Origin of the sequence: Blastopirellula sp. J2-11, assembly GCF_024584705.1 — a bacterium.
Taxonomy (GTDB): domain Bacteria; phylum Planctomycetota; class Planctomycetia; order Pirellulales; family Pirellulaceae; genus Blastopirellula.
In genome coordinates this window covers 6,191,832-6,215,677 of record NZ_CP097384.1, presented here as the reverse complement: position 1 = coordinate 6,215,677, position 23,846 = coordinate 6,191,832, and the positions used below count along the sequence as shown (strand labels likewise).

21 protein-coding genes are annotated in these 23,846 nt (G+C 57.5%); 11 read left to right on the top strand and 10 right to left on the bottom strand.

Going from position 1 to position 23,846, the window contains the following annotated elements; translation table 11 throughout:
- Positions 1-6: 6 nt before the first annotated feature.
- Positions 7-825 (bottom strand): shikimate dehydrogenase family protein, encoded by an 819-nt coding sequence (locus M4951_RS24700; protein ID WP_262024262.1) that lies wholly within the window; start codon positions 823-825, stop codon positions 7-9.
- A gap of 58 nt (positions 826-883) precedes the next feature.
- Here M4951_RS24700 and M4951_RS24695 point away from each other — a divergent pair, with 58 nt between their 5' ends.
- A complete protein-coding gene (locus tag M4951_RS24695; RefSeq protein WP_262024261.1) occupies positions 884-1,723 on the top strand; it encodes a hypothetical protein in 840 nt (279 codons plus the stop codon).
- Here M4951_RS24695 and M4951_RS24690 read toward each other — a convergent pair.
- A complete protein-coding gene (locus M4951_RS24690; protein ID WP_262024260.1) occupies positions 1,713-1,883 on the bottom strand; it encodes a hypothetical protein in 171 nt (56 codons plus the stop codon). The two genes, M4951_RS24695 and M4951_RS24690, sit on opposite strands and share 11 nt — an antisense overlap.
- A gap of 143 nt (positions 1,884-2,026) precedes the next feature.
- Positions 2,027-2,248, bottom strand: a complete 222-nt coding sequence (locus tag M4951_RS24685; RefSeq protein WP_262024259.1) for a hypothetical protein — start codon at positions 2,246-2,248, stop codon at positions 2,027-2,029.
- 138 nt (positions 2,249-2,386) lie between these two features.
- Between M4951_RS24685 and M4951_RS24680 the strand changes: the two genes are divergently transcribed.
- Complete coding sequence (locus tag M4951_RS24680) at positions 2,387-3,109, top strand: leucine-rich repeat domain-containing protein (protein WP_262024258.1); 723 nt, start codon at positions 2,387-2,389, stop codon at positions 3,107-3,109.
- 81 nt (positions 3,110-3,190) lie between these two features.
- On the opposite strand, the gene M4951_RS24675 is transcribed toward M4951_RS24680, so the two are convergent.
- From M4951_RS24675 to M4951_RS24665, 3 genes are read right to left on the bottom strand one after another with little or no spacing between them, the layout of a single operon-like run.
- Entirely contained in the window at positions 3,191-3,535 is a 345-nt protein-coding gene (locus tag M4951_RS24675) for a VOC family protein (RefSeq protein WP_262024257.1), read from the bottom strand.
- Between the two features lie 11 nt (positions 3,536-3,546).
- Entirely contained in the window at positions 3,547-4,095 is a 549-nt protein-coding gene (locus M4951_RS24670) for a peroxiredoxin-like family protein (RefSeq protein WP_262024256.1), read from the bottom strand.
- 13 nt (positions 4,096-4,108) lie between these two features.
- Positions 4,109-4,597 (bottom strand): hypothetical protein, encoded by a 489-nt coding sequence (locus tag M4951_RS24665; RefSeq protein ID WP_262024255.1) that lies wholly within the window; start codon positions 4,595-4,597, stop codon positions 4,109-4,111.
- A gap of 373 nt (positions 4,598-4,970) precedes the next feature.
- Between M4951_RS24665 and M4951_RS24660 the strand changes: the two genes are divergently transcribed.
- The 4 genes from M4951_RS24660 (at position 4,971) to M4951_RS24645 (ending at position 10,908) form a co-directional block, all read left to right on the top strand.
- On the top strand, positions 4,971-5,525 hold the full coding sequence (locus M4951_RS24660) for an RNA polymerase sigma factor (protein ID WP_262024254.1): 555 nt from the start codon (positions 4,971-4,973) through the stop codon (positions 5,523-5,525).
- Positions 5,522-7,762, top strand: a complete 2,241-nt coding sequence (locus tag M4951_RS24655) for a DUF1549 domain-containing protein (RefSeq protein WP_262024253.1) — start codon at positions 5,522-5,524, stop codon at positions 7,760-7,762. The genes M4951_RS24660 and M4951_RS24655 overlap by 4 nt, the downstream gene beginning before the upstream one ends.
- 48 nt (positions 7,763-7,810) lie before the next feature.
- Positions 7,811-9,076: a DUF1501 domain-containing protein gene (locus tag M4951_RS24650; RefSeq protein WP_262024252.1), complete on the top strand. Its 1,266-nt coding sequence runs from the start codon at positions 7,811-7,813 to the stop codon at positions 9,074-9,076.
- A gap of 314 nt (positions 9,077-9,390) precedes the next feature.
- Positions 9,391-10,908: a mercuric reductase gene (locus M4951_RS24645; protein WP_262024251.1), complete on the top strand. Its 1,518-nt coding sequence runs from the start codon at positions 9,391-9,393 to the stop codon at positions 10,906-10,908.
- Positions 10,909-10,913: 5 nt separating this feature from the next.
- Here M4951_RS24645 and M4951_RS24640 read toward each other — a convergent pair whose 3' ends face one another.
- Positions 10,914-11,348: a hemerythrin domain-containing protein gene (locus M4951_RS24640; RefSeq protein ID WP_262024250.1), complete on the bottom strand. Its 435-nt coding sequence runs from the start codon at positions 11,346-11,348 to the stop codon at positions 10,914-10,916.
- Positions 11,349-11,595: 247 nt separating this feature from the next.
- Here M4951_RS24640 and M4951_RS24635 point away from each other — a divergent pair, with 247 nt between their 5' ends.
- Positions 11,596-12,495: a DUF4261 domain-containing protein gene (locus M4951_RS24635; RefSeq protein WP_262024249.1), complete on the top strand. Its 900-nt coding sequence runs from the start codon at positions 11,596-11,598 to the stop codon at positions 12,493-12,495.
- Between the two features lie 130 nt (positions 12,496-12,625).
- Entirely contained in the window at positions 12,626-13,510 is an 885-nt protein-coding gene (locus M4951_RS24630) for an AraC family transcriptional regulator (RefSeq protein WP_262024248.1), read from the top strand.
- 191 nt (positions 13,511-13,701) lie between these two features.
- Here M4951_RS24630 and M4951_RS24625 read toward each other — a convergent pair whose 3' ends face one another.
- Entirely contained in the window at positions 13,702-15,093 is a 1,392-nt protein-coding gene (locus M4951_RS24625) for a DUF1598 domain-containing protein (protein ID WP_262024247.1), read from the bottom strand.
- A 270-nt stretch (positions 15,094-15,363) separates the two neighbouring features.
- Positions 15,364-18,909: a DNA polymerase III subunit alpha gene (gene dnaE / locus M4951_RS24620; RefSeq protein WP_315985781.1), complete on the bottom strand. Its 3,546-nt coding sequence runs from the start codon at positions 18,907-18,909 to the stop codon at positions 15,364-15,366.
- Between the two features lie 280 nt (positions 18,910-19,189).
- Between dnaE and M4951_RS24615 the strand changes: the two genes are divergently transcribed.
- Positions 19,190-19,984: an endonuclease/exonuclease/phosphatase family protein gene (locus M4951_RS24615; RefSeq protein ID WP_262024245.1), complete on the top strand. Its 795-nt coding sequence runs from the start codon at positions 19,190-19,192 to the stop codon at positions 19,982-19,984.
- A gap of 12 nt (positions 19,985-19,996) precedes the next feature.
- Here M4951_RS24615 and M4951_RS24610 read toward each other — a convergent pair whose 3' ends face one another.
- On the bottom strand, positions 19,997-21,160 hold the full coding sequence (locus M4951_RS24610; protein WP_262024244.1) for an aldose 1-epimerase family protein: 1,164 nt from the start codon (positions 21,158-21,160) through the stop codon (positions 19,997-19,999).
- A 288-nt stretch (positions 21,161-21,448) separates the two neighbouring features.
- Here M4951_RS24610 and M4951_RS24605 point away from each other — a divergent pair, with 288 nt between their 5' ends.
- Positions 21,449-22,696, top strand: a complete 1,248-nt coding sequence (locus M4951_RS24605; RefSeq protein WP_262024243.1) for a hypothetical protein — start codon at positions 21,449-21,451, stop codon at positions 22,694-22,696.
- A gap of 107 nt (positions 22,697-22,803) precedes the next feature.
- The gene (locus M4951_RS24600; protein WP_262024242.1) at positions 22,804-23,838 is read left to right on the top strand and encodes a sugar phosphate isomerase/epimerase family protein; all 1,035 of its coding nucleotides are present in this window, start codon (positions 22,804-22,806) and stop codon (positions 23,836-23,838) included.
- Positions 23,839-23,846: the final 8 nt, after the last annotated feature.

Sequence of the window (23,846 nt, the reverse complement as noted above, 5' to 3'; positions counted from 1 at the left end):
TTGGGCTTAGACGCCCAGGTACTCTTCCAGCGTTTCGCGAATCATGACCACGTCGGCTTCGCCGCCGGTCCAGATTTTATAGTTGATCGCGTGCAGATGGGCGGCGATCGTCAGGCCGTCGTGGAGGGTCGCTTCCAGCTCCTGCACGGCCTGACTCAGTTCGTCGCGCGGCGTGATCGCCAGATCGACAATCGTCATCTCTTTGGAAAGGGTCGTCAGATCAAACAACAGTGCGTCGTTGTCATCGCCGGTTTGAATCACGATATCGACATCGACCAGCGGGAGCCGCTTTTCGGCCAACTCGTAGGTGGTTTCGATCGCGTATTCTTCCTGCAGCCGAATCGCCAGCGATTGACCTGGTTCGTCGGCGGCGGCGAAGATCGTCATTTTTTGCGGCTTCATGGTCGCCAACTGGGCGGCGATTGCGCGACCGCGGCCATCGGCGCCGGCGATCACGATCCGCTTATCTTGAAGCTCCGACAGCACGGCGGCGACGGCGGCCGCTTCCGTGTTTTCTCCGTACAGTTTGCCACCCCGAATCGCGACGCAATTGGCCAATCCGCCGATCTCGACCACCGGCGTTTTTTCGTCGACCAGCGCCACTGCTTCCTGCAAAAAGGGAGCGGCGATCGCGGCGCCCAGAAAGCCGAGCGCTTTGGCGCCGCGCAGCGCTGCGGCAAAGTCGCTAGGCTCGACCTCCAGCGTCAGGCAGCGCCAGTCGCAGCTGGCGGCCTCGAAGCATTTTTCCATGACGTACTGCGTCGGATTTCCCGCGGCGGGATAACCAAGCGAACAGACAATCTCTTGGAGCGTTTCGTGCGTCATGTGTTGGGCGAAAGAAAAATCGTTACGGCCGCTACATTCTGTAGCTTTCGGGGCCCCGATGCAACGACCCCGAACGTTGCGGCGCTTCCCTTTGCTGCGGCCGGCAATCATGCTGAAGGGTATGACTCCCCTCCGATTACTCCGTTTACTCTTCCTGGCGGCCACTTTGGCGGTCGATGCGGCGCTGCTGGCCGCGGCCGAAAAGTGGGGCGCTCGCAGTATCCCCGGCGTTTTGCTACTTGGGGGTTTGTTGGCCCAATGCGGGGCGGCGGCGATCTACCTGGGGCTTGCGCCGCGGCGACGATTGGCGTTTCGCTTGCTGGTCGGCTCGGCGGCGGCGGTCACGGCCGCCTTGTTGATGGCGCGGCTCACTCCGCTCACTTGGCAAGTTTGGCTCGCGACGCTCTCCGCGCTGGTGAGTCTGATCGCTGGGCCCATTTTGGCCAGTCGTGTTCTGACGATGTCCAAACGCCAGTTTTCGTTGGCCGAAATTTTGGGACTGACCACGTTGATCGCGCTCTTTTGCGCCGCGCTGCGATCGCTGCCGATACAGATGGAATACGCAGGTCTGCTATTGGGATGCCTGACGGCGATGGCCGCGCTGACTTGGTTGGCGGCCTGGCTGATCGCGACCGAAAGAAATGGCCCGCTGTCGCAAGCCGCGCTGATTGTCGCCGCATTTGGATTAGGCCAACTGACGGGAGCGATCGACGCTTCGCCGGCGGCCGGCTTCTTCGCTTCGACCATTTTTACGGCGATGGCCGTTTATTATCTGATTTGGATGCTCGTCGAGAAACATGGCTCGCAGCCCGCCGAGGTTCCGTCGAACGATACCGCCGACGATGCAAAACCGATGCTGCTGCCGCTAGCGAATCACTCGGCTGCGACTACTCGCTGATCTGCAGCAAGCGAAACAATGCCGCTAGCGGCGTGCTGGCGCCCCAGGTCGTACATGCGACCGAATGCGCTTGGTTACCGGTAGGCGGAGCGAGCCCATCGAGCGGCGCCCCCAACATCGCCGCAATCGCCAACAGCCCGCAGCCTTCGATCAGCAGCATGTTAGCGAATCCGCGTAACGTGGATGCCGATTTACGTGTTCGACCCGATCGCTGCATGACGCTACTTTCTCCGTAAAGCCTGGGGATTGTGCGGTGCTCCTTGCTGCCGCGGGCTTTCTACGGAGGCTTGACGCGTTTGGTTCTTACGCCGTTTCGTATAGGACGACCATAATGACATCTGAGGGGGGAAAGCGGAGCGGCCCCGAAGAGCTTCCGACCGGTTCTCCCAGCGGCGAAGTTTGGGGGGCAATATTTCCGAAGATCTGCAGCACGCGAACGCCGGACTCTTTCAGCCAGGCGTTCACTTCCGCTTCGGTTTGCGAAACTTCACTCTCGACCGACATAAAGATCTTGATCTGTTGCATCGCTGTGACTCCTGGCTAGAACTTTCGACGTCTCATCTACGCATCGCACGGCGGCGATGGATTCCTTCGTGATGTCTATGCGTTACACTAAAGCGCGTCGCCGCTCGTCGCAATGCTCCTTCGGACTCCACCATCCCGATGCCGATTGAACCCCAGCGCCCGCAACGGGAATCGCTCTTCTCGCAACTGGTGATCGCCGCGAGCGCCCTGCTGGTGATGTGCTGCGTGTTGGCCGCGATCGGTTGGGGAATCTCGCTGGCGACGGCGCCTCCTGCGCGGCCGGAAGATCCTACGGATGAAAACGAAGTGGTCGCCCAATTTCGTGAAATTGGTCTCGAGGCAGGACGTAACGGCGAAGATCAAATCCAAGTGGTCGCGACTCGCTATCCGCTGCTGTTGACCGACCAAGAACTAGCGATCGTCGATGGACTTCCCCACTTGGAAGTCCTCGATCTGCGCGGCGCTCCGATCACCGACCAGGCGCTAGTCCATCTTGAAAACTTGCCCAAACTGCGCGAGCTTTATCTCGGCGGCAGCGTGATCACCGATGTCGAGCAAACGCTGTTTCGCACCACCATTACCGACGCCGCATTGCCGCACATCACGAAGTTGAAAACGCTGCACGTGCTGAGTCTCGCTCGCACCGGCATCACCGACAACGGCATCGCCCCCTTGGCCGAATTGCCGGAATTGGAAGATCTATTTCTGGTCGACGTCCAAGTCACCGACGCTGCGATCGACGACCTGGCCAAACTCAAGTCGCTGAAACATCTCTATCTGCACGAGACGTCGATTACCGCCGCAGGCGTGAAGCGACTGCAGAAGATGTTGCCTAAGACCGACGTGCAGCACACGCATTGAGCCCAGGAACAAAGGAACGCAGAGAGGGCGTCAACGTCATGAAACGCTCATCTTCCTTCCGCTTTCCGCTTTTCTTCCTCCTCACCACGCGAAGAGCTTGACCTGATTTCCATCGGGATCGTTCAGCTTTAGCTCGCGGAAACCTTCGGGGCTTTCTTGGGCGATGAGCGCGATGCTTTTGCTGTTAAGGTATTCGCGCCAGATATCGAAGTTGTCGACTTCGATCGCCAGACTTACGATCGCTTGTCCGGAGGTCGCGTCATCGCGAGCGAGCAGCGCGATCCGGAATCCTTCGCCGCACAGCAGCGCATAGCCTTCTGCTGTTTGGCGAACGCCAACTTGCAAGCGCAGTACGTCACGATACCAATCAAGCATTGATTCAAACCGCGCGGTGCGGATTTCGACGGCGAAGAGCTCTCCTTGCATGACGGCCTCGCTTACGATTCCAGTGCGGCGACGATGTCGGCCAACTGGGGATGATCGGCCGAGTTACGCGGAACATGCGCCAATCGCAAGATGCCGGCGGCGTCAACGACAAACGTCCCTTGCAACTGCAAGAGGTCGCCTGTCGGCTTCCCAAATCCGCTGCGGATGACGGCGTTCAATCCCGGCAGCCAAACCTGTGGTCCAGCGACTTGGGACATGCTGCCGCGGGGAACGCGATACGCCTGATACGCCGCACGATGCGGATCGACCAACACGTCAAACGGCAGCTGCATTCCATCTTGCAATTGCTGCGCACGCTCGTGCGTCCCCATGGTGATAAAGACAACGTCACCGCCGTGTTGCTGAATCTCCGGGTAGTCCAGCTTCAACTGCTTAGCCCGATCGCGACAAAAGGTGCAACCAAGATGCCGCGCGAACTGAATCAACAGCGGGCGCTGGCTCCAACGGTCAGCCAGTGCAACTGGCGATCCTTGGCAATCTTGCACCGTCACCTTGGGCGCCGCTGCGCCGATCATCAAACGGTTTTGAGTCGCCGCCATATCCATCTTGGGTTCACTTTTCTTTTTTGGGCGCCGGCTTAATGGGTTGTTTTTTGCGCTCGGCCGCCCCCTTTTCGAAGAGCTGAAATTCTCGCTTCATGTAATCGCCCAGCTGGGTTCGATCAACGCCGTACCAGGTGCGGTCTGGCGAACCGGCGTCGAGTCGAACTCGCTCGTCATACAGCTTCGCCATTTGGGTCAGCAATTCCTTCTTAGCCACCGGATCTTCGGCCGAGGCCAACTCGGCTTGCAACTGCATCGCCTTCGCGTTCAGGTAGAGCCCGCGGGGAACCTGTTTCTCTTTGGATCGCTGCTCCATATAGTCGCTAAACAGCCGCAGAGAATCGAGCTGCAACTGCGCGTGCCAATGCAAGTATTCCGACAAACCTTCCGGCAAAGCAGGCGAGCCCGGCAGAACGCGGACCTCTTGGGAAAACAGATTTCCGCAAACGGCCAGCGGAACCGCCCAGACTAGCGCCAACATTGCTTTACGACGGAACATGCGATCTCTCCTTAGCCATTTCTAATAAACTCCCTCTAGCGCATTGTATCGGCTGAAAGTCGCACGTCGCCAAAAGAAGAGCCGGCGACGGAACAATAAATTACGGGTCTCGACACGAACCGAGTTAAAGGAGATCGGTCGCCGAGGGCGAAAAGAAGGCAACGGCTCCCCAAACCTTTCGATTCGCGGTACTTTGATCGGAGACCGGCAAATTTCGCGAAAAATCAGTCTCGGCAAATAGAATAGAGAAGCCGGCTTCCAATATCTTGGCGGTTCGCCTCGCAATCTAACCTATTACAAAATAACAACTTGCGATGCATTCGGCGTCCCGCAGCCCTCTTTTTGAGTACTATCGCCCGTCCCGGCCGCTTCAATGAGCGAACAGCCAACCGATTTGCCAAACGCCGGAGACCAGGCGGCTCGCCTGATCCAGACCCACCAAACAGGGGTCTGGCGGTATTTGCGTTCACTCGGCTGTGACGATCATGAGGCGGAAGATCTGACGCAGGAAACGTTTCTACGAGTCTTGCAGAAGCCCTTCGACGATTTTGATCGGGCTGCTACCGCCGCTTACTTGCGACGCGTCGCCCACAACTTGCTGATCGATCTGCGTCGCCGTCACAAGCGACTGATCGTGACCGATGATGTCGAAAAGATCGACGCCTTCTGGCAGCAAGTCACCGTCGCCGATCAAGGAGAAGAGGTCATCGCCGTCTTGCAGGAATGTTTGGCGTCGCTGACCAACCGGGCGCAAACGGCGCTGCGAATGCGATTTGAGAAACGCAAATCGCGGCAAGAGATCGCTGACGCGTTAGGCGTGGGCGAACATGGAGCGAAAAACCTGATGCAACGCGCCAAGTCGCAACTGCGCGAATGCATCGAACGAAAATTGCGACTGGAAGACCACTTGTCGACTCGTAAGTCATGACCGATCGCGAAGAACCACTGATCGATTCGTTGCTTGACGAGCTTTTCCAACAGAAAAGCCCGCCCGATCTGACCGCGCGCATCCTGGCTCAACTCCATTCGCAACAAGCGCTGTCTGAACAAACGCCGTCGCAAAATGGCGCCGCTCATCCGGCGCCGATCTCCGCTCCCATCTACGCCGCAGCGTTGCATGCGACGCATCCGCCGGTCGATGGTCCCGCGTCCGAGATCGCCGCGTCCGAAATTGACATCACGCAACCAGGTGCGTCGCGTAGCGAATTGGCGCGTCGTCGCACTGTCTGGGCGCGTCGTCGCCAATGGATCGTATCGGGCGGCATGTCGATCGCCCTGATGGCGCTGGTCGTATTTGGCGCTTGGGTTATCCGCGGCAACCAGTTGGAGCAAGAGCGACTCGCCCACGAAAATGCCGCTGATTCGATCTCGTCGCCAGAACCGATCCAACATCTGGTCAACGGAACCGGGGCGAACGACGAGCTGGTCGAGACGATCAAGCCAAGTCCGTCGCCGCAGATGGCCAACAACAATCCACCGCCTGCGGTCGCGCCGTCGATTCCGGCTGATGAGCAGAAGCCGCAAGTCGCCGCCAGCAACGATACGCAGCCCAACCAACCCAAAACCGCGGATCCTCGCCCGCAAATCATCGCCGAGCCGACCCCGACTTTGGCCAAGAACGACGCCCAAGTTGTGACCGAAATCAACGATGCGTTAGCGGTCGCTTGGCAAGCAGCCGGCGTCAAACCGACCGGCGACGCGACCCCTGAAGAATGGTGCCGCCGCGTTTACTTGCGGCTCCTAGGACGCATTCCTTCGGTCGACGAGATCAAGCATTTCGCCTCCCAACGGGGACGAGATCGCAACGAGAAGCTGGTCAACGAGATTTTGTATGGCGAACAGCATCGTGACGAACTGGCCCAATACTGGGGTTCGCGACTAGCGAACACGCTGATCGGACGCGCCGCCGGCATGAGTGACGGCAGTGACGTCAATCGCGCGGCGTTTGAAAAATATCTGGGCGAAAGCGTCGCGACCGGCAAGTCTTATGATGCGCTCGCGCGTGAATTACTGACCGCCGCCGGCAGCAATCAACCCAGCGCCGCTGACTACAACCCGGCCGTCAACTTCCTGGGCTCACTATTGGATCAAGACGCGACGTTAGCGACCGCCAAAACGTGCCAGGTGTTCCTGGGCCGTCAGGCCCAATGTTCGCAGTGTCACAATCATCCTTGGGATGCGTTCGATCAACGGCAGTACTGGCAGCTGAACGCTTTCTTCCGTCAATCGCACGCCGAAAAAGGGAAAGAGAGCTTTCGCGTTGTCGACAAAGACTATGCTCCCCCCGGCGACAAACCGGAAGATGGCTTCGTTTATTTCGAGCGCAACAACGGCGTCGTCGATGTCGCCTACCCGCAGTTTCCTGGCGCACAGCCGATTCCGCCCAGTGGACGCATCAGCGACGTCAACCGCCGCGACTACTTGGCGCAGTACGTCACCCATAGCGACATGTTCGCCGAAGCGACCGTCAATCGAATGTGGCAACACTTTTTTGGCGTCGGCTTTACGCCGCTGGTCGACGACATGGGCAAGCACAATCCGCCGTCGCATCCCGAACTGCTTCACCAACTCTCCGGCGATTTCGCCGCGAGCGGTTTCGATCTAAAACGCCTGATGCGGTGGATGGCGCTAACCGACGCTTTCCAGCTTTCCAGCCAAACTTCGCCTGATCAAGTTGCGGATCAACCCTATGTCGGTCGCCCTCTCTTCGCCCATTACTACTCACGTCAGATGGAGGCCGAGCAACTTTATCAATCGCTAGAGATGGTCGCCCAATCACGACGTGCGCCAGTGCTGATCGCCGACTCATCGGCTCGTCATCAATGGCTGGGGCAGTTTGCTCGTGAGATGGGAGATGACGAAGGAAGCGTCGAGCACGCTCTGGAAGGCTCTTACGCTCAGTCGTTGGAAATGATGAACGGTCGCTTGATGGAGAAAGCGACGCGTCTTGATTCCGGCGTGCTGAAGAGCGTCATCCACAGCAACATGTCCCCCAGCGAAAAAATCGATCACCTGTTTTTGGCCTCTTTGGCTCGCAAGCCGAACGGTCGCGAACGAAAAGCGATCGGCCAGATTTTGACCGCTCGCCAAGATGAAATGCCTGCCGCGTTGCAAGATATCTGGTGGGCTCTATTGAACAGTAACGAGTTTTTGCTCGATCACTAAACGAATTCCAAGCAAGGCAAATCGCCCTTTTTCTAATCGGAGAGAACTATGTCCATTCCCACTGGGATGTCGCGACGTCACTTTATGAAGCATATGGCCGGCGCTTCGGCCATGGTCGCTCCGGCGATGATGATGGGCAACGCGATTCGCGCTAACGCCGCCGATCTGACCAGCCGCGGCAAAAGCTGCATCATGCTTTGGATGGGGGGCGGGCCCAGCACCATGGATATTTGGGATCTCAAGCCGGGCGCCAATACCGGCGGGCCGTTTCGCCCGATCTCGACTTCCGGCGATTTGCAAATTTGCGAACACATGCCGAAGACCGCCAAGATCATGAAAAATCTGTCGGTCGTCCGCTCGATGAGCACCCGCGAAGCCGATCATGGTCGCGGTCGTTATTACATGCACACCGGCTACGTCCCGAACCCGAACATCGAGCACCCCGGCTATGGTTCGGTCGTCGCGCATGAGCTGTTCGACCAACGTCCTTACCTCGAAATTCCGCCGTTCGTTTCGGTCGGCGGCGGCAGCGTCGGGCCTGGCTTCCTCGGCATGAGCTGGGCGCCGTTCACCGTCAGCAGCAACGGTCAGGTGCGCAACCTGAAGATGGCCGGCATGAGCGAAGGGACCCTCGGCAAGCGGCTCGAAATGTTGAAGCTGGTCGAAAACGGTTTCATCAATCAGCGTCGCGGACCGGCCGCCGAAGATCACGCCAAGATCTTGAACAAGACGGTCAACTTGATGACCAGCGAACAGATGAAAGCGTTCCGCGTCACCGAAGAACCGGAAGCGATGAAAGAGATGTACGGCACGAACGGCTTCGGCCAAGGCTGCCTGCTCGCTCGTCGTCTGGTCGAAGCCGGCGTGCCGTTCATCGAAGTCGACCTGGGCGGTTGGGACAACCATACCAACATCTTCAACACCTTGGCCGACAACAAACTGCCGGTCATGGACCAGGCGATGTCGGCCCTGGTCACCGACCTGGAGCAACGCGGTCTGTTGCAAGACACGACCATCGTTTGGATGGGCGAATTCAGCCGCACCCCGCGGATCAACGGCAACACCGGCCGTGACCACTGGGCCCGCAGTTGGAGCACGGTTGTCGGCGGCGGCGGCATCAACGGCGGCATCGCGGTGGGTGAAACGAGCGCCGACGGTACCCGCGTTGAGACCGAACCTTACTCGGCCGAAGACATGATGGCGACCGTTTGCCGAGCGATGGGCATATCGCTCGAAACGACCTTCACCAGCAAAAATGGCCGCCCGATGAAAATCGCCAACGGCGGCAAAGTGATCAAAGAACTGATCGCCTAGTATTGTACAAAACCTGGCGCCCAAGTTGGGCGTCAAGTCGGAAGACATGCTCTTCCCGCGATGACGCGAGAAGAACATGGCGCAAGGCCGAGCGTTCCCTAAGAACCTTCGGCCGCAAGCGCTCAGGGACGGATGGCGCTGCACAAAGAGCCCCACGAGCCAGCATCGCAACTTCGCAACCAGCCGACGTCTTTGAAAAGACGCCGGCTTTTTTTATGGTTGCAGCCGACGCAGGTCCAATGGGGTACCATAATTTCTGTACCGAGCGCAGCAGAGCGCCGCCATCTTCCCTTTTAGCCAGATCGTACTCGCTCATGACTTCGTTCGAAATGCTTCCTGACGACGAACACAATGCGGCGCTGGTGAAACATGTCCATCCCGATGATTGGAGCAATCCCATCCCCAGCGGCAGGTACAACCTGATCGCGATCGGAGGCGGATCGGCCGGAATCATTTCAGCGCTCGGCGCGGCGGGGCTCGGAGGAACGTCGGCGCTGATCGAGCGCAAGTTGCTTGGTGGGGACTGCTTGAACTATGGCTGCGTGCCGAGCAAAACTTTGATCCGCTCCGCTCGAGCGGCGCATGCGTTTGCGACGGCGCCCTCCTACGGAGTCAATCCAGTTTGCGATCCGCGCGTCGAGTTTGAGCATGTCATGGAGCGGATGCGTCGCGTTCGCGCCGAAATCTCACGCCATGACGCGGCGCGGCGCTTTGCAGGCATGGGGGTCGACGTTTATTTGGGCGGTGCGAAGTTTGTAGCGCCAGACGCCGTTAAAGTCGCTGGCCAGACGCTCAAGTTCGCTCGCTGCGTCATCGCTACCGGAGGTCGCCCCCAGGTTCCGCCGATCCCCGGACTGGAAGAGTCTGGCTATCTGACCAACGAAACGATCTTTTCGCTGACCAAGTTGCCGAAGCGACTCGCGGTGCTCGGCATGGGACCCATCGGAACCGAAATGGCGCAGACGTTTGGCCGCTTTGGCAGCAAAGTCCACGGAATCGAGCGTCAGTCGCGGATCCTCTCGCGCGAAGATCCGAGCGCCAGCGAAGTAGTGCGACAACAACTGATGCGCGAAGGCGTTCAGCTCTACTTGAATCATTTGGCGACGCATGTCGAAAGAGTCGGGGACGTGACGCGGGTGACGATTGAAGGGGAAGGCGAATCGAAGACTCTCGAAGTCGACGCGATCCTGGTCGCTCTCGGTCGCAGGCCAAACGTCGAAGGGCTCGACTTGGACAAGGCCGGCGTCGAGTTCAACAAGAAAGGGGTGATCGTCAACGACCGTTTACAGACGACCAACCCGCAAATTTTTGCGGCCGGCGATATCGCCGGCAGTTATCAGTTTACGCACGCAGCCGACGCAATGGCGCGAGCTTGTTTGCGAAACGCCCTTTTCTATGGCAATGCGCGGCTTTCAAGCATGATCATGCCGCGCACGACATATAGCGATCCCGAGGTCGCTCATGTCGGCATGACTCCGGCCCAAGCGCAGGAGCAAGGCTTACAGATCGATAGCTATCGCGAAGAGATGAAAGGAGTCGATCGAGCGGCCGTTGACGGCGAAACCGCAGGATTCGCCGTGGTCCATACGCGCCGCGGATCAGGCAAAGTGGTCGGAGCGACGATTGTAGCGCCTCATGCAGGCGAAATGATCAGTGAAATCACTTTGTTGATGTCGACCCACCGCTCGTTAGATACGCTGGCCGACGTTATCCATTGCTATCCGACTCAGGTCGAAGTTTTGAAACGGATCGCCGATCAATATCGCCGCACAAAACTCTCTCCCTTGGTGAAAACGGTGTTTCAAAAGTGGTTGGCCTGGCAGCGGAGCTAAAGGAACTAATCACCGACTCCGATATCGATGTCAAACGCACGTTGCACGAGCGAGTTCTCATGGTGCTCGTGATGGAAGTACCGTTCGGTGAACTTCCGGAATCGACCTCGCAAATCAGCGCTGTAGGGCGCCGATTGATCCTCGGCCTCTTTGCGACACTCTTGGATTTCGACCAAAAACATCGGATGTTCGCCGGCCAAACGCGCGGCTTCTTCCGCTAAATGAGGCGCTCGGCGAAGCGCATCGTTCATGTATCCTCCATGCTCTTCCGCCAAAAAATGTTCGTTGAGCCGATCGTAGAGTTCATCGAACATCGCAGGCAGCGAGTTCCAGTCGGTTCGTCCATTGTCGTCCGCAGAGAGGACGCCCAGAATATCACGGAGCAGATCATGCTCCATCACCAACGCATGAAAATCAAGTCGAACAGTTTGATCTGTCATCGTTCATCCTCCTGCTAACGATGGGAGTTGAAATGCGGTTGTTAGTCGCAAACGAAAACGGCTTCGACGACAGTGATCAGGGACAAGGCGTGACTGCATTATAAGCGCAAGCGAACGTATCTATCATCCGATATTCCCTTCAGAAGCGATCTTTTCGCCTCGCTACCCTCCTTAGATTTCGCCAGCGAAATTCGCGATGCGCGAACGATTCGTCTACAATGAAGCGGGTTGATTGGGTTGACTGGACATGCCGTCTTTCGCTTCTTTTCGCCGAAGTTCGCCCCCTTATTTCCCCTTAGGAATTACGACGTTGGAAGCCGCCAAAGCGTACGTTGTTCGCCTGCTCTACCGATCGCGTCCTGCGCCTTCCAAAGCCGCCATTCTTGCGAAGCTAGAGAAGCACGCACCGGATGTTGCTCCTTTGGATGGAGACCGTGACGAAGGGATGCTCGCTTTCGTCCGTTCGGCGCCTCTGTACGAAAAAGCGCAGTGGATTGCGAGTCCCGCGCCTTTGGACAGCGAAACGCGCGACGAAGCTTGGAGCGAAGCGCTGGAGCAAACTTGGAATTGGCTAGAAGCGCGGCAGGTCGTCGCGGACTGCAAATTTGAAATTCAGATTGCGGATGTTCGCGCAGCGCGAATGCCTGCGGCGCGGCGGTTGCGCATGATCCAACATATCGTCGCCGCAATTTTGCAATCCGCACCCTGTGACGCGATCTTTTGGACATCATCGCGGTCCTTTGTTTCCCCGGATGATTTCCTTGCGTCGGTTGATTCGCTGGAAGAGCATCCCTGGCTCGCCCCCGGCGCGATTCATATCCGCCAGTTTCGAGTCGTCGAATATGAAGATGGCGCTGACGCTTCGTTTCAAGACACGCTCGTCGACAGCGTCGGCTTGACCCCCTTGGGAATTCCCGACGTGCAGTGTCACTTTCGTGGTATCGACGCTCAGTTGGTCGCGCCGCTCCTCTACCGCGCTGCGTGCAACTTATTTGAGACCGGCAAAGTCGCCGCGGGAGATGCCGTCGCAGGGATCCGACCCGGCCAATTTTGGCGTCATCGGGGGGAAGAATCGCTGGCGCCGCCGCGAAGAACGGTGGTCGATATTGCCCCTAACGGGGGCCATAGATCCGGCGCACGAGAGTAATTTTCCGCAAAAGTGGGCAAATTCACGCGCAATTTGCCTAAAAAACCAAGATAGCGTGTGCATACATGCCCAGTCTGGCTATCTTAAAAGAGAGCCCCAAAAATCGCAAACCCATGCGTAGACAGCTGCCGTGACGATTGCATTTGAAAAACTCGTTCCGCCGCCAGGGCATTCATTTCGCTGTTTTGAACGTTCGGCGTTAGAGACGCCAGCGAAGTGGCATCGGCATCCGGAACTCGAGATCACCTTCGTTCCCTACGGTACAGGGACGCGGCTTGTGGGTGATCATGTCGCTCGCTACACTCCAGGCGACCTGGTCCTTTCTGGTGAGAATCTGCCGCATACCTGGCTATCGGACGACTTCGTTGGCAAAAAGTTCGATCGACATATCGCTTATGTCATCCAGTTCAGTAACGATTTTCTCGGCTCCACGTTCTTTGACGCTCCGGAGCTGAACGATGTTCGACTGATGCTGCACAAGGCGCGCCGCGGTTTGTTGTACAGCCCCGAAGCGGTCCAGCGCGTCGGCGACATCATGAAGCTCATGCCCGAACAACAAGGGCTGACGCAACTGATCTCGCTGCTTAACTGCTTGAATTTGCTGGCCGAAGAAGGGGGCGAAGTCCTCGCGAGCGAAGGTTATACGCCTGGCTTCGATCACGCTTCCGACTGGCGAATCGACAAAGCTTGCAACTACATCAACGAACACCTGGAAGATCCCGAGCTCTCGCACGCGGCGATCTGCAAAGAAGTCGACATGAACCCTTCGTCGTTCAGTCGCATGTTCAAGCGAGCCACCGGTCGCACCGTCACCCAGTATGTCAGCGAACTGCGGATCGGCATCGCCTGCCGCTTGCTGATGGAAACCGGGGACAGCATTCTGGATGTCAGCCTGAAGTCAGGCTTCGACAATCTCTCAAGCTTCAATCGCAGCTTCCGCAAGATCAAACAAATGACTCCGCGTGAGTATCGATCGACCTTTCTCGAAGCCCACAAGTCGGCGACGCCGGTTTAGAGCATGCAAACGTTGTAAATGTCGAATGACTAAATCCTCGTGTCGAATGAAGACCGAAGGGCGGAGAGGTTTCTTCAATAGACATAGGCATTTGCTGGCAGTCGCTTAAGACTACGTAGAATAGTTTCAGCCACAAAAAAAGCCGACCCAATGGTCGGCTTTTTTTGTTTCTAGAGCTTTGCCAAGGAGCGTTAGTCCCACCACCATTGGCCCGGCTTTAATTCCGGCACGGTCACTTCGGCTCGTTCCTTCTCCAAAGCGCCGTTCTCGTCGGGCACCTGACGTTCCGGCAACAGCGCGAACTTCGGCTTGATCGAGACGCCGCCGCCGATCGGGGTGACTAGCTTTGAGCCTTTCCAGACGGCGTTGACCGCCGTCTCAACCTGAGTCGGAGCGTTGTAGACTTCGACCGGGTAACGGCTCTCGTCGTTAAAGACCCCCAGGTTCCAGTTCGCTTGACCGTACAGGTCGTACTCTTGGATGTAAGCAGCCGCGATCAGCATGTCGATCTGGTTACGCAGTTGGGCGTAAACCGGCGAACGCTTCGCGAGTTCCGGGTACTTTTTGGTGAAGGTCGACGTGAACATGTAGCTGGCGCGACTTTCGCCGCCGGCTTGGACACGACCCCCTTCACGGGTCACCATTTCGTTTTCGCCGATCAATTGAACGCCTTCGCCGACCAGTTCCATCGCCAGTCCGTCGTCGCTCATCTTCACGCATTCGTAGTTCGGCGTGAAAAACCAACGCTGCAAAGCGTTCCGCGAACCGCCGCGTGAGTTTTCGGTGTAGCTCGGAATGCGAACCGGAGGTCGCTCTAGCCCGATGCCGATCAGTTTCATGCGATAGTCGGCTTCGACCAGGACCTTCGCGAAGTTAGTCTTTGGCGAAATGCCGGTGACCGTTACATCTTGCTTGCCCAACGCTTGCTGCATTCCTGGGATCAGGGTCGCCACATTGATCTTGGCGAGGTTGCTGCCGACGCTGGCGAGATACTGTTGATAGTTCTTCAAGCCTTCTTCGGTCGGATCGATCGAGACGCCGACGAAGTTGACTCCCTTGGTGTCAGGAGCATAGGCTCGCATCGCAACGATTAAGTCGTCCAGCGAAAGTACCGCTTGACCGGTGCTTGTGCCGATTGCTCGGCCGGTGAGATCGGTGACGAAGCCTTCAGCCGGACCGGCGATCACAATGTCGCCTGACTCGGGGTAGAAGAAGACGTACTTCAGTTGCGTGAGGCCAGCGAGATTTTTCATCTCTTCCGGAATCGTGTTGTTTTGATCGGTCGCTTTGGCCAGCTCTTTTTCGAGACGATTCAGCGAGATCTTACGCAGACCGCTCGCTTTTCTTAGTTCAGGAGACTGCGATGCGTTGGCTGCAGCCAAACGTTGACGCATCAATTGTCCCGAGGGGTCAGCGGCACGTTGCATTCGCAACACGCCTTGCGCGTCGACGTAAACGCCGGACTGCTGGAAGTTGTTGTTGCCGTTACCGCCGTTGTTTTGAGCCGCAGCCGGGGCGACCAATAATCCGACGGCGAATGTCGCCAGCAGCAGGTGATACAGCCGGGTCGAGCGGAATTCCATGTCTGATCCTTGGTCCAAATACGCAGCAAGAAAGGGTAGGCGCGAATTGCTCGCCGCTTTTGGTGCAAGCGACGAAAGATGAGCCGGCAATGCCGTTACAACAAACCTACGGGCAAATTGCCGTAAGTAAGCTGTCCCTTTGATCTTAATTTGGGAAAATAGGGAAGGCAAGCAATCGTCAAAAAAGGCTCCGACTGTGCCGATTTTCTTGGCAATCAGCCAGGATTGGATGCGTTTCCGGCGCAACCCTATTCAGAGAAATGACTTGCGCTAATTTTTGCTCGGCCGCCGAGAGTTCGGCGGAGCGGTGATCAGTTTGAAGTTTCCTTCTCCCAGTAGCTGATCGACCCGATCTCGCATCTCGAGTGAGACGTCGACGCGGCGAGATGTCCGCAGCAGCGCCGCGTGCCCATCGCTTAATTGCAGCACCAATTGCAAGTCGCAATCGCCGGGATAGGCCCGTAAAATCTCGTTTAAACTGGGTAAAATCTCGGCGCCGTGGTGTGCTTCGTCGATCCGAATTCGGACTCCTTTGGTGTAGCGCGAGTGGGCGTCTTCGATCGGAACCAGGTTGTTGACGATCAAGTTCGCCTCGTCGTCCCCTCCCCCCCGTTTGTCGACTCGGCCTTCGATAATAAATACCGCTTCCGTTTTTACGAGATCTCCCAAATTTGCGTATTGTTCCGGCCACATGATGCAGCGGATCGCGCCGTTGACATCTTCCAGGTCAAAGTTGGCGTACTTCGTATTGTTGCTGCCTGGCCGAGCGCGTTTGGTGTGGGCCAGCTTGATCGAAGTGATCATTCCCCCCATCACCACATCCTGCTTGTCCTTCATCTGCGGAATGTCAGTCGTCGTATGGGTGCAGTAAATCGCGAACGATTGTCCATATTCGGCCAGCGGGTGACTGGTGAGAAAGAAGCCGAGCACTTCCTTCTCGTAAAGCAGTTTCTCGCGTTCGTTCCATTCTTCGACATCGGGCAGCTTCACCGCTTTGGCCGCCGCCCCCGACGCTTCTTCCATGGCGGCGAACAGATTCTTCTGGCCCGCTTTGCGATCAGCGAGCGCCGCGGCGCCTGACTGGATCGCCTTGTCCAAGACCGAACTAAGCTGCGCGCGGTTCTGCGACATCGAGTCAAAGGCGCCGGCCTTGATCAACGTTTCGATCGCGGCTCGATTGCATTGAGAGGCGTCAACTCGTTCGCAGAAGTCGAAGATGTCAGTGAAGGGGCCATCTTTGCGCCGGGCGGCGACAATCGCTTCGGCGGCGCCTCCGCCGCAGCCTTTGATGGCGCTCAGCGCAAACGGAATCTTGCCTTCGACGACCGCGAATTGAACATCCGAAGTGTTCACGTCCGGCGCAACGACCTCGATCTCCATTCGCTCCGAGTCTTCCATATGCTCGACAAGCGAATCTTTGGTCTTGAAATTGCGCCCCGAGATGTCGCCCGAGAGGAGAGCCGCCATAAACTCTTTGGGATAATGCGACTTCAAGTAAGCCGTTTGATAGGCGACCAGCGCATAGGCCGTCGAGTGGCTTTTGTTAAAGCCGTACCCGGCGAACTTGACGATCATCTCCCAAAATTCTTCGGCCTCTTTCTTCGTCAAGCCTTTCTCGACCGCGCCGATCATGAACTGTTCGCGGTTCTGCTGAATCAGCGACTCTTTCTTTTTGCTGATCGCCTTAATACAGGTGTACGCTTTGGCGAGCGGAATGTCGCCGAGACGATTCAAAATCCGCATCACCTGTTCCTGGTAGACCATCACCCCGTTGGTCTCTTCCAAGATCTCTTCTAACACTTCGTGTTTGTACTCAGCCGCTTTGCGACCGTTTTTCACTTCGATGTACTCATCGACCATGCCCCCTTCCAACGGACCGGGACGGTACAGCGCATTGGTCGCGATGATGTCCAGAAAACTATCGGGCTTCATGCGCCGCAGCAGGTCGCGAATACCGCCGCTTTCGAGCTGGAACACACCCTTGGTTTCACCACGGCGCAGCAGCGCGAACGTCTCTTCATCGTCGAGCGGCATCTTATGAATGTCGAACGGCTTTCCTTCTCGTGCCTCGATCAGATCGATCGCGTTGCGCAAGATCGTCAAGTTGCGCAGCCCTAGGAAGTCCATCTTCAACAGACCGGCGTCTTCGACGTCGTTCATTGACCACTGCGTGATCAAGTCTTCTTTGCCGGTCACGCGGCATAGAGGAACATATTCGGTCAGCGGACGATCGGCGATCACCACCGCGGCGGCATGCGTACCAACGTTGCGAGCCAGGCCCTCGATCTTCATCGCCAGGCTCAAAACTTCGCGCGCTTCACCGTCGTTTTCGTAGGCCTGCTTTAGCTCTTCACTGGTTTCGATCGCCGTCTTCAGCTTGATGCCCAGCGTCTCCGGCACCATGCCGGTAATCGCATTCACGCGATCCAGAGGCAGACCCAGCGCACGCCCCACGTCTTTGATCGCAGCGCGAGCCGCCAGCGTTCCGAACGTGCCGATCTGTGCGACGTTGTCTTCGCCGTACTTATCTTTTACGTACCGAATGACGAGTCCGCGGCGCTCTTTGTCAAAATCGATATCGATATCCGGCGCTTCCAGGCGGTTCTCATCTAAAAACCGCTCGAACAGCAAGTCATACTTGATCGGGCAAACATGGCTCATATAAAGCGCATAGCAGACAATCGCGCCGACGCCGCTACCACGCGCGGTGGCCGGAATGTTTTGCTTGCGGGCCTCGACCACAAAGTCCCACACGATCAAAAAGTAGTTGGGGAACCCGAGCCGGCTGATCACGCCCAGTTCGCGATCCAAGCGGGCCATGACCACTTCCGACAGTTCGCCGCCGGGGAGCATCTCTTCGTTTCCCTCATATCGTTCTTTCAGCCCCTGAATACAGAGCTCACGCAGATAACCATCGGCCGTTTTCTCGGGAGGCAACGTGTATGTCGGAAAGTGACGCTTGCCTAACTCCAGGTCGAGGTCGACCGTATCGGCGATTTCCTGACTGCGCGCGACCGCGTGTTCTAGTCGGGGAAAGTCGGCGTACATCTGCTCTTGCGAGCGCAAGAAGAACTGGTCGTTCTCCATCCGCATCCGGTTGGTGTCAGTCCGGAATTTGCCGGTATTGATGCACAACATCACGTCTTGCGCTTCGGCGTCTTCTTGGTCGACGTAGTGCGTATCGCTGGTCGCCACCAACGGCACGCCGATCTTATTGGCGATATCGACGGCGCCTTCCAACTGCATCCGCTGAATGTCGAGGCCGTTGTTCATGATCTCGACAAAGTAGCGATCTTTGAAGACGCGCTGGAACCATGAAGCGACATTCGCGCCTTCTTTTTCCAACTCTTCGGTCGACGTTCCGCGCAAGATCGTTTTGGAGAACTCGCTGCTGACGCAACCGCTGAGGCAGATGATTCCTTCGCTATATTTTTCGAGCAGCTCTTTATCGATGCGTGGCTTGAAGTAAAAACCTTCGAGATACGCCGCCGACGACAGCTTGACCAAATTGCGAAAACCAATCTTGTTTTGCGCAAGCAGGGTCAAGTGATAATTCGAGTCGCGTTGGCTGCCTGACTTCTCAAACCGGCTGCCGGGGGCGATGTACGCCTCGTACCCGATTACCGGGTTGATATCGTTTGATTTGCACGCGCGATAGAACTGCAGCGCACCATGCAGATTGCCGTGGTCGGTGATCGCCAGAGCGTTCATGCCGTGATCTTTCGCCCGACCGACCAATCGCGGAATCGACCCCGCTCCATCCAGGAGGCTATAGTGCGTGTGGCAGTGCAGGTGGACGAAGCGGCGATCGCTCATCATTCCCTCCCAGGCGAAAAGAGTGGCGTTCCTTCAGAGCGGCGAGAGCTACGCCGCGGCAGACAATGACGATTCTATCGCGGGCGGCGTCGATTGATAACCATCAAGCTTTTTTTGGGGGGCTCTCCCCCACATTTTTCGCCGCCCAGTTTGCCCAACCGGCAACTTGCTGTTCTTATAGATAGTCGTTGGCTTCGCCCCACCTCCGGAGTTCCCGCCTGTGTTACGACTTTTTTCCCTCGTCTGTTTCGCGTTATCGCCTCTTTTTCCTGCATTTGCGATGAGCGCTGCCCCCGACCAGTCGCTGCGTGTGATGACGTTTAACATCCGCTATGGATCGGCTCAAGATGGCGAAAACCACTGGAACAACCGCAAAACGCTGGTGATCGAAGCAATCGAGCGTTACGATCCCGACCTGCTGGGGACGCAAGAGTGCCTGCCGTTTCAAGAGGCGTATATCCGCGAAAAGCTGCCGCAGTACGGCTGCTATGCGGTCAGTCGCGAAGGGGAAGGAACCACCGGGGAAGAATGCGCCATCTTCTATCGCAAGTCGCGGTTTGAACTGCTCGACCAGGGAAGCATCGCACTGAGCGAGACCCCCGAGAAAATTGGATCGGTCAGTTGGGACTCATCGCTGCCGCGGATCGCATCGTGGGTCAAGCTGCGTGACAAGCAGTCGGGCCACACGTTCACCTTTTGGAATACGCACTTCGATCATCGCGGATCGCAGGCTCGCGAAGAAGCGGCCAAACTGTTGGTGAAACAAATGAAGTCGGCGTCCGACAGCGGGCCGGTTCTACTTACCGGCGATTTTAATGCTGATGCAGGCTCGCCGCCGCATCAAGCGTTGGCCACGTATCTCACCGATTCGTGGAATAAGAATAAATGGGCGGGCTCGGCTTGGACTTTCAACGGCTGGAGCGAACCAACCAAGGGAGCGCGCATCGACTGGATCTTCCACTCCCAAGGCTTCCAAGCGACCGATACGACCATCGATCGTTGGAAAAGCGATACAGGGCGTTATCCATCGGATCATTGCCCAGTGACGACCACGCTGACTTTTACGACCAAATAGCCGCTCAAGCGATTACGAGCACCATAACGGATGCGGCGCATCGAGCAACTGCGCCGGTTGCGGCGTCAAATTGCGGATTGACTTTTCCATCTCGGCGACTGAGTCGGGAGTCGAGTGATAGGCGAGCTGAATCTCGAAATTCACCTCGCCGCCGGGCGCCAGTTTGACCACGCGATCATGCTGCGCTTCAAACGACCGGGGATTCGGGAAATTGGTCGCCGGCTCGAGCCCGGTCACATATCCGTCGGTTTCGGCCGCCGTGTTCTTCCAGAGTGAGAAACAGGGGAGCTGCCGCGGATCGAAGGTCACCGAGACTCCCCGATCGCCTGCGGCATTTTTGAGCATCGTTGGGGTTCGGCCTGCGGCATCGGCGGCACACTCGAAAAAATAGACCATTTCCTCGAAACCCTCCTGCGGCCGGCTGTAGCAATCCCAGTGGGTGACATCGCCGGCCGCGTGATCGTTGCGGGGAACAATTTTCTTGGCCGGAATCACGGCCTGGGCTCCCTCAGACAATACCGGCGTTCCCAAATTGATGTGATACAGCAGTTGGGCTGCGGTCGGCTTGGCCGAAAGATTGGTGATCGTATCTTTCAGCCGAAAGCCGTTCTCCCCGCGGGCAATGCGATATTCGACCGTCAGTTTCAGATTGTAGACCAGGAAGCGGGTTTCGTAGACTTCGCCGCGGATGATCACTTCGCCATCGTCAGTGATTTCGGCGGTCACCTTTTGCGCCGGCTTGTTGGCGATGCGGCCATGCAGCGGATAGGTCAGGCGATGGGTCGTTGCGTCAAACTCCGGCGCGCCGTTGCTTTCTAGTCCGCAGCGGACGAGCAGTTCGTTAAAACCGTCAAGCCAGCCGATACCGCTGGACTCGCCGAGCGGGACAAACTGTGGATGAACCGGGCCCGGGACCGGCGAGTTCCAGCCGATCCGCTCTCCATCGCAATAGGCGTCCCAGATGCCCATGCCGCGCGTCGGCAAGATCCGCAGACGAAAACCTCCGCTAGTCACTTCCACCACATCGACGCCCTGCGAGAGTCCGCCCAGCAACGTCCATTTACGGATCGAGACATCGCTGAACGGATCGCGGGCCAAACTGGCGACATCGCCATCGAGCGTTTCCAGGGCAAGATTGTTTTCAGCATCTAGCAGCGTCCAAACCATGCTGGTCATCGCGGGGCTCCCGAAGGGGTTGGTAAAGGCTCCGATTATTTTTGTGATTCACGATATCGCGCTAAAGCCATCCAATCCAGCACTGCCCCCGCGTTAAGGGCGCGACGTTTACTTGCGACCGCCAAAAAACCTGCTAAAACAGGCGTTTCGCGCGGTATCGCCGATGCGCCCCCCGGGGGCTGAGGTAGTCCGAGCGACGCGGGCATTGGCAATGGACTTTTATCCGCCCCTGACATTGGGAAATCGCCCCACGAGGCGCTCCATCTTACACAGAGAGATACGAACGCGATGATCGAAAACGTGGTGAAAGGGGACAGCGTCGCCCCCATCTTGGATCGTGCTATGGATGCTGGCGAAGGTCTGTTGAGACTCTCGCCGAACTGGGTGCCGCGAAGTTTCTTGCATCCCGGCAAGCGAATCAAGCTGCATCCAGAGGATTGGTACGCCTATGGAGCTCACCGCGGCGGCATTGACGAACGTTGGTTCGCCAGCACCACCGACGCTGCGAACGAGGGCCGTGTTTGGTACGAAGGACAAAGCTTTGGCCTGTTTGAAGGCCAGCACTTCCTGCTGAAAGACGCGGTCGCTGAAGCGGGCGAACGCCTGATCGGCAAACCAATGTTCAGCAAGTACGATCGCTGGCCGGTCTACTCGAAGTTCTTCGACAACATGGGACCGATTCCGCATCATTTCCATCAAAGCGCCAAAGACGCCGCGTTGGTCGGCCAGGAAGGGAAGCCCGAAAGCTACTACTTCCCACCGCAGTTGAATAACGTCGATAACAACTTCGCCTACACTTTCATGGGTCTGACCCCCGACACGACCAAGGCCCAGCTGCGCAAGTGTCTGGAAGATTGGCACAAGGGAGACAACGGCGTCACCTATCTATCGCAAGCGCATCGCCTGAAGCGGGGAACCGGCTGGTTGATTCCGCCAGGCGTGCTGCATGCTCCCGGTTCGCTTTGCACCTACGAGCCGCAGTGGGGAAGCGACGTGTTCGGCATGTTCCAGTCGCTGGTCGAAGGACGCGAAGTCCCTTGGTCGCTGCTGGTCAAAGATATGCCGAAAGAGAAGCATCAAGATCTCGACTTCATCATCGGGCAGTTGGATTGGGAGAAGAACGTCGATCCTAACTTCAAAGCCAACAACTACCTCGAGCCGATCGCCGACGAGTCGCGCAGCGGCAAGGGTTACACTGATCGTTGGATCGTCTACGGCACGGTGGATGGAGCCCAGATGTTCAGCTCGAAAGAACTGACCATTGAGCCCGGCGCCAAGTGCACGCTGAAAGACCCCGGCGCGAGCGGCTGGATCACGATGCAGGGAAGCGGCCGCATGGGCAAGCTGAAATTGCAAACCCCGGCGATGATTCGCTTTGGCGCCGAGACCGAAGATGAAGTCTTCATCTCGTACGAAGCGGCGACGGCCGGCGTCGAGATCGAAAATACCGGCAGCGAACCGCTGGTCGGCCTGCGCTACTTTGGCCCGGACGTGCATAGCAATCTGCCTGCGATGGGCGCGTTCCGCCAAGCGTAAGGCCCGTTAATGATCCGCTCAGCCCCGGAGTCGCTTTCGCCCGGGGCTTTTTCGTCGGTTCGCCGACACCAACCCTATCTTTACCTGTACCGTAAAGGGACCCGAATATGAGCGACCCCACGCACACGATGCCCAAGCTGCACAACGCAATGTGGCCCGGCCTGGTTGGCAAAGAAGAGGGTACCGATCACCCGCCGATCAGCTTTGAACAGATGTTGGACCTGACGGCCGCCGCCGAAGTGAACGGTCAAAAGTTTGAGGGAATCGACTGCTTCCTGTTTCACCCCCACACCGATCCCGACGCGTCGGAAGACGATCTGAAGATTTTGGCCGACAAAGTCGCCGCGCGTGGTTTGAAGATCGGCTCGCTGGTCGCGCCGGTTTGGCCCGGCACAGTCGGCGCATCGGCGATGGGCTCTAGCGAAGATCAAGCGAAGTTCAAACTGGCGATCGAAAAGGCCTGCCGCATCGCCAAGATCTTTAACGATCATGGAGTTCGCGAGTACGGCGTGATTCGGATCGACTCGGCCGAAGGAACCGAGAAGTGGTTTGAAGATCCGGCAGCCAGCACCGCCAAGGTCGCCGCCACCTTCCAAGAAGCCGGCAAGATCGCCGCCGATCACGGCGAACGTTTGGCCGCCGAAGGCGAAATCTGCTGGGCTGGCATGCACTCGTGGCGCGACGTGCTGAACCTGCTGGAAGCGGTCGACATGCCGCAGACGGTTGGATTCCAAGCCGACTTGGCGCATACCTATCTCTATCTGATGGGCTACAACGCGCCCGAACATGCGCTGCTAAAAGAAGGTTACAGCGACGAAGAATTCTGGGCCGCCTACAAAACAATGACCGACGCGCTGCGCCCCTGGACGATCGACTTCCACGTCGCCCAAAACGACGGCACCGTCCACGGCACCGGCGCCCACGATAAGACAGGCCGTCACTGCCCTGCCGATGACCCGAACGGCAAAGTCGACATCGTGAAATGCTCTGGCTACTGGCTCGAAGGAGCCCAAGAACGCGGCGTGAAACACATTTGCTGGGACGGTTGCATGTTCCCGAACGAAATGCTGGAACAGAGCGCGACTTGGAACACGATTTTGGACGCGATGGTGAAGGTACGTAGCGCCCATGGCTGGAAATGACGAAGGTC